At 27.3% G+C, this 12,851-nt stretch carries 9 protein-coding genes and 1 pseudogene; 4 read left to right on the forward strand and 6 right to left on the reverse strand.

The features are described from left to right. Positions 1–279 precede the first annotated feature (279 nt). The 4 genes and pseudogenes from Q4A58_RS07015 (at position 280) to Q4A58_RS07030 (ending at position 5,709) form a co-directional block, all read left to right on the forward strand. A complete protein-coding gene (locus Q4A58_RS07015) occupies positions 280–2,127 on the forward strand; it encodes a glycoside hydrolase family 13 protein (protein WP_303117823.1) in 1,848 nt (615 codons plus the stop codon). Between the two features lie 2 nt (positions 2,128–2,129). Beyond that, positions 2,130–3,644: a 4-alpha-glucanotransferase gene (gene malQ, locus Q4A58_RS07020; protein WP_303117825.1), complete on the forward strand. Its 1,515-nt coding sequence runs from the start codon at positions 2,130–2,132 to the stop codon at positions 3,642–3,644. A gap of 19 nt (positions 3,645–3,663) precedes the next feature. Continuing rightward, positions 3,664–4,612, forward strand: a pseudogene (locus Q4A58_RS07025) (ABC transporter permease); the annotation flags it as partial. A 62-nt stretch (positions 4,613–4,674) separates the two neighbouring features. After that, entirely contained in the window at positions 4,675–5,709 is a 1,035-nt protein-coding gene (locus Q4A58_RS07030; RefSeq protein ID WP_303117827.1) for a YeiH family protein, read from the forward strand. A 29-nt stretch (positions 5,710–5,738) separates the two neighbouring features. Here Q4A58_RS07030 and cobK read toward each other — a convergent pair whose 3' ends face one another. The 6 genes from cobK to Q4A58_RS07060 all read right to left on the reverse strand — a co-directional run. Beyond that, positions 5,739–6,491 (reverse strand): precorrin-6A reductase, encoded by a 753-nt coding sequence (cobK, locus tag Q4A58_RS07035; protein WP_303117836.1) that lies wholly within the window; start codon positions 6,489–6,491, stop codon positions 5,739–5,741. Positions 6,492–6,527: 36 nt separating this feature from the next. After that, entirely contained in the window at positions 6,528–7,277 is a 750-nt protein-coding gene (cobJ, locus tag Q4A58_RS07040) for a precorrin-3B C(17)-methyltransferase (protein WP_303117829.1), read from the reverse strand. Positions 7,278–7,310: 33 nt separating this feature from the next. Then, positions 7,311–8,318, reverse strand: coding sequence for a cobalt-precorrin 5A hydrolase (cbiG, locus tag Q4A58_RS07045; RefSeq protein ID WP_303117831.1), 1,008 nt, complete (start codon positions 8,316–8,318; stop codon positions 7,311–7,313). A 52-nt stretch (positions 8,319–8,370) separates the two neighbouring features. Then, complete coding sequence (locus tag Q4A58_RS07050; protein WP_303117833.1) at positions 8,371–11,394, reverse strand: type I restriction endonuclease subunit R; 3,024 nt, start codon at positions 11,392–11,394, stop codon at positions 8,371–8,373. A gap of 63 nt (positions 11,395–11,457) precedes the next feature. Beyond that, on the reverse strand, positions 11,458–12,147 hold the full coding sequence (locus tag Q4A58_RS07055) for a restriction endonuclease subunit S (RefSeq protein WP_303117837.1): 690 nt from the start codon (positions 12,145–12,147) through the stop codon (positions 11,458–11,460). Continuing rightward, a partial coding sequence (locus tag Q4A58_RS07060) for a restriction endonuclease subunit S (protein ID WP_303117835.1) occupies positions 12,129–12,851 on the reverse strand: 723 nt, incomplete at its 5' end. The genes Q4A58_RS07060 and Q4A58_RS07055, both read right to left, overlap by 19 nt.

The raw sequence follows: 12,851 nt of genomic DNA on the forward strand, positions 1-12,851 counted from the left end.
ATCACCTCATTTATACAAAATATTTTATTTAAAATTGTATAACCATATAAAGAATAGTAATAAAAGTGTTTTCTTTATATTATCATATCATAACTAGCGTTTTTTTTCACGAAAATTATTATATATATAAAAAAATATGCCTTGTATATAAAATCATATTTATCTCTATAATTTAAGATGTATTCCATTAAAATTTTATTATAACAAAAATAAAAGTTTGTAAAAAAAGAAAATAATATTATATAATAGTCTTAAAATAACTATAGATTGAGGTAGCTTATGAAAAATGTAATTTATAATCCACTGAGAAATAAACATCCAATAGGTGCACTTAAAAATAATGAAAATATGAAAATTGATCTCTATATAAGAAATGAAATATCAGTAAAAGATTTAAATTTTGTTATTTTTTATGATAAAACTGAACACAATCATTTAAAATATAGAATGATTTTCCAAGAGTTTATAAATGGTCATTCACTATACACAATAGAACTTCCTACTTTTGATGTGGGCTTATATTTCTATTATTTTGAATTTAAAGAAAATAATTCTTTAAAATATATAATAAATAACAACTTTGATGCTGAAATAAATGATTATATTTCTACTTGGCAACTCACTGTTTATGATAAAAATTTCAAAACTCCAGAATGGGTAAAAGGTGGAATAATGTACCAAATTTTTCCAGATAGATTTGAGAAAGATATAAATTTTATACCTAAACAGCCAAGAAATATTGAAGAGAGAAGAATACACTCAGAATGGGGAGATATTCCTAACTCTCCTTTGGACACTTATAATTATTCTGCAAAAGATTTCTTCATGGGAAATTTAAATGGCATTTTGAATAAAAAAGAATATATAAAAAGTTTAAATGTTGATATGATTTATTTGAATCCAATCTTTGAAAGTTCAGAAAATCATAGATACTCTACTGCTGATTACTTTAATATTGATCCTTATTTAGGAAATAATGAAATTTTTAAAAAATTCTGTAAAGAATTTCAAAAAATAGATATTGAAATAATTTTGGATGGAGTATTTAGCCATACTGGTTCAGATAGCATTTATTTTAATAAATATAACAGGTATTCTGAATTAGGTTCTTTTAACTCTACTGAATCTAAATATTACTCATGGTTTAAATTTACCAACTATCCTTACAACTATGAATCATGGTGGGGATTTGATAATCTTCCAACACTACATAAAGAAAACAAAGAATATATTAATTTTATTTGTCAACCAGAAATAGGTGTTTTAAATTACTGGCAAAATATGGGAATAAAAGGCTGGAGAATTGATGTTTTAGATGAATTTCCTGATATTTTTGTAGATGAGCTTAGAAAGTCTGTAAAAACTAAAGATAGAGATTGTTTTATTATAGGAGAAGTTTGGGAAGATGCAACAACGAAATTCTCTTACGGAAATAGAAGAAGATACCTACAAGGACGACAAGTTGACTCAGTTATGAATTATCCTTGGAAAAATTCTATTATAAAATTTTTAAAAACTTCAGATACTATTGCTTTTTCAAAGGAAATTATGTCTTTAGTAAACAATTATCCTGCACCAGCTTTAGATACTTTAATGAATTTACTTTCTACCCATGATACTGAAAGAATAATAACTGTCTTAGGTACTGATATATCTAAAATAAAATATGAAGATTCAAAAAATTTTCAACTTTCTACTAAAGAATATGAGCAAGGAAAGTTTCTTCAAAAATTTGCTTCCTTTTTACAATTTACTTTACCTGGTATTCCATCCATCTATTATGGAGATGAAATAGGTATGCAAGGTTTAAAAGATCCTTTTAATAGAGCTTGCTTTGATTTGGAAAAAGCTGATAATGAACTACTAAAACATTATACTGAACTTTCTAGTTTCAGATCTAAATTTAAAGATAATTTTAAAAGTGGTTTTAAATTTGACTATATTTCTGACAAGGTTATTTCTTATTATAGAAACAATATTTTATGTATTATAAATATGTCTTCTAAGCCTGTTATATTTGAGCATATATTACAAGGTGAATGGATTTTTGGAAATAAAAAAGTATTTTTTACAGACTATGGGGCTGTTATTGCTGCTAAGTCTTACAATGCAATAAAAAGAGGTTAAATATGAGAAAAGCAGGGATTTTATTACCTATTTTTTCTTTGCCTTCAAACTATGGTATTGGTTCTCTAGGAAAAGAAGCATATAATTTTGTTGATTTTTTAGTAAGAACAGGGCAAAGTGTTTGGCAAATTTTACCACTGACATCTACAAATCAGGAAGACTTTTATTCTCCATATAAAACAAATGGTGCTTTTTCTGGAAATTATGATTTTATTGATATTGAACTATTAGTTCAAGAAAATCTTTTGGCACAAAAATTTTTAGACAGTGTAAATATAGAAAATACTAATATAAATGCAAGATATATTAATTATGAAGAAGTCAGAAAATTAAAAAAAATTTTTTTTAAAGAGGCCTTTAGAAATTTTAAAGATAATAAATTAAAAGAAGAAAAAGAATTTAAAGATTTTGAGAAAAAAAATACTTTTTGGCTTAATGAATTTTGTTCATTTATGGCTTTAAAAGAAATAAATGATTTTCTCCCTTTTCTTGAATGGAAGAAAATTAAAGATTTAAAAGAATTAAAAAATAGTAAAGACAAAAAATTAGAAAAGAAATATTACGACATTTTTTTATATCATAAATTTTTACAGTTTCTGTTTTACAAACAATGGTTTAATTTAAAAAAATATGCCAATGATAGAGGGATACAAATTTTTGGTGATATACCTATGTATGTTTCTGATGATAGTTCCGATTTTTATTTTCATAGGGAAATCTTTTTAACTAATGACAAGGGTGAACCTTCCTCAGTAGCTGGAGTACCTCCTGATGATTTTTCTTCTGAAGGACAGTGCTGGGGAAATCCTCTTTATGACTGGAAATATTTAAAAGAAAAGGGCTTTTATTGGTGGATAAAAAGAATTAAAAAATCTCTAGAACTTTATGATATTTTAAGAATAGACCATTTTAGAGCTTTTGAAAGTTGTTATTCTATAGATAAAAATTCTAGGAATGCTAAAGAAGGAATATGGTTAAAAGTCCCTGGAAAAGAATTTTTTAAATTGCTGAAAAAAGAACTCCCAAATGCAAACATAGTAGCTGAAGATTTAGGAATAATTACCGATGAAGTCAGAGATTTATTAAATTATACTAATTACCCTGGAATGAAGGTTATACAGTTTGGTTTTAATTCTGATTCAAGCAATAAAAATTTACCCTATAATTTCTATAAAAATACTGTTGCCTATACGGGTACACACGATAATGCAACTTTAGCTGAATGGCTTTTGACTTCACCACATAATGTCTTTGAATATGCTAGACAGTATTTACGATTAGATACATACAATAAGTATACAGAAGGTTTGATTCGCTCTGTAATCTCCTCCTGCTCTGATTTAGCTATAATTCCTATTCAAGATTGGCTTGATTTTGGAGCTTGGGCAAGAATTAATACCCCTTCAACTACTTCTTTTAACTGGAAATTTAGATTGCTTAAAGAAGATTTAACAACTGATTTAGAAACATATATCGCGTATATTTGTGGTCTCTATGGAAGATATGTAAAAAAATAAAAAAATAATAGTATTATTTTTTGTTCTGTTAATAATCATTTTATGTAGTATGTCTGCACCATTTATAGGAGCATATTCATGGATTTTATTATTGGGAAGAAATGGATTGGTCACTAATTTTTTAAAAAATATTTTAGGAATAAAAGTTCCAAGTATTTATGGATTTGATTGAAGCAAAAGAAATAAAGGGAATAAAAACTTTGCTGGCACATTTATTTTGTTATGGAATTGTTTTTATCGCCTATGCTCCTCAACTTTATGTTTTTTATACTTCGTTTAAAAATACGTCTGGAAAATTATTTGTGGATGGTTATTCTTTAAATAGCTACATAGAAGCTTTTAGCAAAGTTGGAAGAGCAATAAAAAATACTTTCTTTATTGGTGGAACAGCGCTTGGACTAATAATTTTAATTTCAGTTTTAATTGCTTATCTAGCAGTTAGAAGAAATTCTAAACTAAATAAAGTTCTGGATACTTTATCTATGGTACCACAAGTTATTCCAGGATCTGTTATAGGTATTGCTTTAATTATAGGATTTAATAAACCTAATTTCACACTTGTTGGAACTTTTTTAATAATGATAGTTGCTTTAGTAATAAGGAGAAATGCCTATACTGTTAGATCTTCTGTTGCAATTTTACAGCAAATACCAATGTCAATCGAAGAAGCTTCAATCAGTTTAGGAACATCAAAATTAAAAACCTTTTTCAAGATTACTGTCCCTATGATGTTTAACGGCGTCATATCTGGTGCTTTACTTAGCTGGATAACTATAATAACAGAGCTTTCATCTGGTGTTATTTTATATAATTATAAAACTATTACACTTACAATTCAAATCTATACTTATGTTTCAAGAGGCAGTTATGGAGTTGCTGCGGCTATGGCTGCAATTTTAAGTTCAGTTACTATACTCTCATTGATTCTTTTTATGAGGGTTTCTAAAAATAAAAATTTCATGATGTAATAGAAAATTCATGTTTAATATTTATCTTAGTAAAGATAATAATTTTAATTAGAGGGGGAGAAATGTATTTCCAAAAATTCAAATCTATTAATCAAATTATACCAGGATTATTTCTATCACTGATAATAGCTTTGATAGCAAAAAATATTGAAAAATTACTACCAATAAAATTAATAGGCGCTTCTATTATAGCTCTTTTTCTAGGAATGTTAATTAACCATTTTTTTAATCTAAAACAGAAATTTATCATAGGTATAAAATTTACTTCTAAAAAAGTTCTAAAATTTGCAATTATTCTTTTAGGAGCTTCACTTAATATGACTATTGTTCTTCAAGTTGGGAAAATGTCCATCTATGTTATGTGTTTCACATTATTTACCTGTTTTGGGCTGGGATATTTTATTGGGAAGGCTTTAGGAATTAATTGGAAACTTTCAAACCTTATCTCTGCAGGAACTGGTATTTGCGGTGGTTCTGCTATAGCTGCTATAGCGCCAGCTATTGAAGCTGAAGATACTGATATTGCTTATGCAATGTCTGCAACTTTTTTATTCGATATGGCTATGATTTTACTATTTCCTATAATGGGAAGAGCTTTAAAATTGTCTGATATTGCTTATGGATTATGGACTGGAACTGCAGTTAATGATACATCTAGTGTAGTTGCAGCAGGCTATGCTTTTTCAGAAGCAGCTGGAGATTTTGCTACCATGGTAAAACTTACAAGAACTTTATCTATAGTGCCAACTGTGATTATTTTTTCTCTTATACATAAATATCTGAAACATAAAAAAAGCAAAAAGTTTTCAAGAGATAAAATAAATATAAAAATAGTTGAATTAATTCCTTGGTTCATACTAGGTTTTCTTTGCCTTACATTTTTTAATAGTATGGAGCTTATACCTAAAGAAACTTCTCTATTATTTAAAGATATAAGTAAATTTTTAATGATTTCTGCATTAGCTGCAATTGGTCTTAATACTAGTTTTAAAGAAATGAAAAATTCTGGAATTGCCCCTATGCTCCATGGCTTTATTATTTCTGCACTGGTCGTAATAGTAGCTATTGTTGTAGAATATTTTATGGGTATTATATAAAAAATAAAAAACCACTTTAAAGTGGTTTTTTATTTTATTTCTCTCAATGCATCTATCAATTCATCTATATTAGAATAACAATTTCTATACTGTAGTTCTTTCTTTTCCAAATAAATTATTTCTACATCTGTTTTATCACAGGCAGAAATTTTTTCCTTTTCTCCTCCTGTATCCCCAGCCTTTTTTGTAATTAAATATTTTATTTGGAGTTGATCTATCATTGCAATATTCATATTTTCACTAAATGGACCTTGCATTGCAATAATATTTTTTGGAAGTATATTATTATCCTCACATCTTTTAACCATATCCCATTTAGGAAGAATCCTAAAATAAATATTATTCAGGTTTTTTAAATTTTTAAAAAGCGGTACATTATTGCTTCCTAATGTTACTAATATATTTCCCTCAAGTTTTTCCACATATGCTAGTAGTTCATTAATATTTTCAAAGTTTGAATGTTTTTTTGCTAGCAGATCTACAGTTTCTCTTTCGAATCTGAAATATTTAATATTTTTCTCATCTGCAACTTCCATAGCATTTTTTGAAACCTCAAAGGCATAGGGATGACTTGTGTCTATGATTTTGCTAATACTATTTTCATCAACAAATTTTAACATAGCATTCTTATCCATTTTTTCACTTGAAGATTTAACTGCTAAATTCTCAATAAGTTTTGCTCCATACTCAGTTGCTGTTGAAACAATAACATCATTATTATATTTTATAAATTTTTCTAAGAACTCCCTTGAATCCTTAGTTCCACCAATAACCCAAATCATCATTTTCCTCTTTTCTATTAAAACTTAATTGAAATTTTAAATTGTATATTTATCAGTATAACCTCTAGGAGTTATCATTTTCCCATCTTTAATATAGGTATTAGAGTTCCCTACAGTTACAATTGTAAACATGTCAATTTCAAAATTTAAAAAGTCTTCCAATGTTGTCAAAGTATAGTTTTCATCCTCTCTACCTATATGTCTTAACAGGGCAACAGGTGTTGTAGATTTTTTATACTTAAGCATAATATCTCTAGCTTCAACTATCTGATCAACTCTAGTTTTACTCTTAGGGTTATAAAGTGATATTATAAAATCTCCTTGGCTAGCACAATCTATTCTTTTTTTAATAACCTCCCAATCAGTTAGTAGATCACTTAAACTTATTATAGCTTGATCATGCATAAGAGGTGCACCAACTAATGCTGCTCCTGCAATAGTTGATGTTATTCCTGGAATAACTTCCACTTCTATTCCACTCTCATCATTCAAAGCAACTTCCAACATAATTCCTGCCATTCCATAGATTCCAGAATCTCCACTACTTATTAAAGCTACTTTTTTACCTGATTTAGCCAGTTCTAAAACTTCTTGGCATCTTTCTATTTCTTTTTTCATTCCAGATGAATAGAACTCTTTTTCAGAAAATTCATCCTTAATTAAATTTATATAAGTCGTATAGCCTGCTATAATATCTACATCTTTTAAAACACTATATGCTCTCCTGCTTATATCCTCCATATTTCCAGGTCCTATTCCAACAACAAAAATTTTTCCTCTATTCATTATTTTCCTTCTTTCTCTTATATTTTAATATTCTTAGATATAAAGATTATCTTCTTCATAAATAGATATAGTTATTCCACTATATATCTCTTTCATAGCAATAAACCGACCATTTTGTGATGAAGATAAAAAAGCAACTGGTTCTGATACTGCCCTCACACCTACATTACTTTGAACAAAATCCGAACCTTCAAATTGATTTTCAACTTTTTTTATTTCTTCCCTTGAAATAATTTTTAATTCTAAGTCTAGAAACTCTACAGCTTTAATTAAACCCTCTTCATTTTCTTTGATATCAACAGTAGCAATATGCTTAATTGCTTTTATATCTAAATTATACTTGTTCATCACATCTTCTATGGCAGCTAAAATATTCTCTGCCTCAGTCCCTTTTTTACATCCTATACCTAAAACTATGTTCTTAGGGCATATTTTAGTAATTTCCACTTTTTTTCTATTAGTTACTAAAATTATCCCTTCGGAATTTCCATTCTCACTAATTTTTACATTTTTAGGTAATAAAATATTCACTTTTTTTCCATCAACTATAAGTGAGGTTACATCCTTTGCTGATTTTAAGTTATCAAGTTCAGCATTTAATTTCTGTGCAATGCTATCAACAGCTATCTTTCCTGTAATATCAGAGCTGGTCGTAATGATAGGAATAAGATTTAAAATTCCAGCAACTGTTTGAGTTAATTCATTAGCTCCACCTAAATGCCCCGATAAAAGTGAAATTACAAAGTGTTTTCCCTCGTCTATTAAAAGAACAGCAGGGTCAATATCTTTTGACTTTAATAAGTTCGAGATTTTCCTAATGACTATTCCACTCGCCATTATAAAAATATGTCCATCATAAAAATTGAATTTTTCTGTTATTTTTGATGTAAAATCATCAATTTGTACTGTATCAGCTATTTCAAATTTTTTTAAAGTATATGTATTTATGATTACATCTTCTAGTTTTTTATTTAATATTTCTGCATATTCTTTTGCTATATTTCCTGCTCCTCTTGTTACTGTCCATATTGCTATTTTCATAAACTTTCCTTCTTTTTTATTTTTAATTTTTTAATGCTTTTTAGGTATATGACTAAATTCCCACAAAAACTTCTACAATATCCCTTATTTTTTCTAAAACTGTTTCTTTTTTCTTTTCCCTTGCACCATGTCTACGTGAGGTTGCAGGAATTATATTATCCAATTCATTCCCTACATATTCTACATATCCTTTTCCAATTGCCTTTTCTATAAAGCGTTTTGAATCTTCTTTTAATTTTTCTTCTTCTATTAAATTGTTAATTTTATTTACTTTTTCTTTTTTGGCAAAAGTATAAAATTTTTCAAGAATATCATCAGTAGTTTTTAGGTCTGATAATTTTGTTTTATTAATGAAATCTATAACTAATTCTTCTTTTGCTCTAGTACCAAGACTTGATCTAATAATTCTACGAATTTCAACCTTCAAACTTTCAATATTGTTATTTTCTTTAGATTTTTCAAGTATCAAAGCTAAAATATAATCCAAATTAATTTCATCTGTTTTTAACAAGTCAATCTGAAATTCAATATCAGAAAAGTCTATACTTTCTCCATCATTTTCATCATTTCTTTTTGAATTTAAAATACTTTCTCTAATATCAACATATACACTCTTCATATCTTGCATTTCTCTATCAGAAATAATTTTTTCAAAATTCTCAAATTCATCAAAATTTCTAAGTATATTTTCTGCTTTTAATACTTCACCAAAAAGCTCTACAAATTCTTTTTTATCTGCTTCAAGCTCTATTTCAGTTGGTTCTGGGAATTTAGCAATAATTTCATTACATATATCTACATATCCTTTAATTGTTCTTCCTGTTTCTTCATCAGTAAATCCATGAATATATTCTTCGTAGCTTTTTTCTAAAATTATATTTACACTGTTTGCATCACCAAAAGTTTTAATTGCATTTTGTGTTGCCTTTTCTAAATCCCTAAAGCAAACAATATTACCGAATGTTTTAACTTTATTTAATATACGATTAGTTCTTGAAAAGGCTTGAATAAGACCATGAAATCTTAAATTTTTATCAACAAATAAAGTGTTTAATGTAGGTGCATCGAAACCAGTTAAAAACATACCGACAACAATAAGTAAATCAACTTCTTTATTTTTTACTTTCAATGATAAATCTTTGTAATAGTTTTGAAATTCATTACTATTGATTGAAAAATTTGTTTTGAAGTAGTCATTATAGTCTTTAATTACTCTACTTAAAAATTCTTTTGCAGTAGAATCCATAGCAGATACATCAAAGTTTTCTTCTAATATTTCTCCAATAATAGGTTGTTCTTCATTGGCTGTAAAACTATATATAGTTGCAACTTTTAATCTTTTCTCTTTTGGCAAAGATTCTTGTTGTTTTTGAAACTCTTCATAATACAATTTTGCTGCCTCAACACTTTGGACTGCGAACATAGCATTAAAACCATTTAATCTTCTGTGCTTTAAATCATAAAATTCATTTCTATGTGTCTTAGCATCAAAGACTTTTAAAATATGTTTTGTAATTTCAGTTATACGCTCAGGGTGTAAAAGCATTTTATTTTCTAATTTTACTAGTTTTTTTTCATCATCTTCTTTTTCAGCTTCCTTAAATTTTGGAGTAATGTTGTTATAATCCACCTTAAACTTTAAAACTTTTCCATCACGTATAGCATCTGTTATTACATAACTATGAAGTTGTGCCCCAAATATTCCTGATGTAGTTTCTCCACCAAGAGAATTTTCTGGGAAAATTGGTGTTCCAGTAAAACCAAATTGATAATATTTTTTAAAAGATTTTCTGATATTTTTTTGTGCATCTCCAAATTGTGAACGATGGCACTCATCAAATATAAGTACACAATGTTTATCATAAACTTCATGATTGGGATTTTTCTTTATAAACTCATTTAATTTTTGAATAGTTGTAACTATAATTTTATTATCATCTTTTTCTATACATCTTTTAAGTTCTTTTGTATCTTTACTTCCATTTACACTATCCGGCTGAAACCTTTGATATTCTTTCAAAGTTTGATAGTCTAAATCTTTTCTATCTACTATGAAGAATACCTTGTCTATAAAATTAAGTGTTGTTGCCAATCTCGCTGCTTTAAATGAAGTAAGAGTTTTCCCTGATCCTGTTGTATGCCATATAAAGCCTCCTGATTCTCTTTTCCCAGCTTTTTTTGTTTCATAACTTGAATTTATTTTCCATAAAATTCTTTCTGTTGCTGCTATTTGGTAAGGTCTCATAATAAGCAATGTATCATTCACATCAAAAACACAATATTTTGTAAGTAATTCAAGAATAACACGCTTTTCAAAAAAGGTTTTTGTAAAGTCTTCTAAATCACGAATAACCTTATTCTTAGCATCTGCCCATTCACAAGTAAATTCATAATTATTTTTATTATGTGTAGTTGTATTTGCAAAATATCTTGTATAAGTGCCATTAGAAATAACAAAAATTTGTACAAATTTATATAAAGAGTTTTCACTATTGAAGCTTTCTTTACTATATCTATGAATTTGATTAAAAGCTTCATGAAGATTCACACCTCGTTTTTTTAATTCAATATGAACAAGCGGTAATCCATTAACTAGAATTGTCACATCATAACGATTATTGTTATTTCCTTTTTGACTAATTTGGTTTATTACCTGTAAAGAGTTGTTGTGAATATTTTTCTTGTCAATAATTTTTATGTTTTTTAAATGCCCATCATCAAAGATAAAATCATAAATATGATTTTCTTGTATCTTTCTTGTTTTTTCAATCATACCATCATTTGGACTGTCTAAGTATTCCAACAGAAATCTATTCCATTCTTCAGCTGAAAAAGAAATTCCATTTAACTTTTCAATTTGTGTTTTTAAATTTATATATAAGTCTTCATTAGATTTTATAGTAAGTCTCTCATACCCTTGAGAGATTAAGTTATTAATCATACTTCTTTCAAGCTCTGCTTCACTTTGATAAGATGGATCACTAATTTTTCTCTCCTTTTGAAAGTTTGCTAAAATAATTCCATTAGTCATTTCAGCTATTGTAGATGTACCATATTTTATTATTTCTTCTGGCATTTAAGCTACTCCTTCCATTTAATATTTTACATACATTTTAAATTTTTTTATTTTTCTTATATGTTAATTATTTTTAGGAAAATCTAATAATTTTTCTCTATAATATTCATATTGTTTTTGTCTTAATTCTATTTCTTTTGGTAGCCCTTTTGTTAAATCATTGATTAGAGTATCAAATTTATCTAAGATTGATACTATATAATTTTGAACTTTAAGGGATGGTAACGGAATTTTCATTTTTTCCATATCACTGACTGAAAGCTCTATAACCTTAACTCCTTTTGCTAGCTTATTTTTTTGTTTAATTAATTCAGTATATCCATTAAAAATATAAGATAAATATTTGGGGTTCTCTTGGTGTTTAAATATTGCTGAGTGTCCCCCAGTTACTGCTTCATCTTTACCTAAATATGCTATTGTTTTCATAACATCATCCATATTTTCTGATGTTTTTGCAATTACTAAATTTCCTTTTTGTACTTTTTTTAATTTTCTTGCATTATCAAGATTTACTTTTACAATTGGCTTTTCTACAAATAAGTTATACTTGGTATAGATATGTCCATAATGAATTGCTCCGATTTCTCCATCTTTATCAAAAAATGTTTTAGGCATACCAGTACCGTTTTCAAAATTTCCTATTTCTCCCAAAGTTTTCCATTCAACTTTATTAAATAATCCAATTCCTACAATCGCTGCAGCCTCTTTTAAAACAGTAAAATATTTACTATCTATTATAAGGCAGGCAGGCAGGCAGGCAGGCTATCATATTTTTCATCAAATGTCAAGAGTTTTTCTCTATAAAATTCATATTGTTTTTGTCTTTGTTCAATTTCTTGTGGCAATAAACCTTGTGTATCAGAAAGCAAAGATTGGAATTTATCTAAAATTTCTACAATTTTATTTTGAATTGAGATTGGTGGTAAAGGAATTACAAATTTAGCCATATCTTCTCCATGAATACGAATTAATTTTGTTCCTGTTATTTTTCTTTCTTTTTGTCTTTGAAACTCAACTGTTTGAAAATAATAAGCAATATATTTAGAATTTTCATTTGTATTATAGCTATACATATCTCCAGAAAATCCAATTTCTGTATTTCCAAGCCAAACTACACATTTTGCAACATCTTCTATATTTTCTGATGTTGTTGCTATCAATATATCATTAGGCTTTGCCTTTCTTAGTTTTTTAAAAGTTTCTTCATCTGTGAAAGAAATTGTTTTATCTGTAGAAAAACTATATTTTGTATAAATTTGTCCATAATGAATAACTGGTTTCCCTTCTTCTCTAAAATCACTTTTTTGTAAGCCATTTCCACGAGTAAAATCTCCTATTTCCCCAAGTGTAGTTATCCTTAATTCATATTTTTTATCTTCTAATTTATCTAATTTTTTACTCAATTGATTTAGATTCTCTTCACTCAAAAGCATATCTCTATAATAATAATACTGTTT

The organism is Fusobacterium sp. (assembly GCF_030528405.1).
Classification (GTDB): domain Bacteria; phylum Fusobacteriota; class Fusobacteriia; order Fusobacteriales; family Fusobacteriaceae; genus Fusobacterium.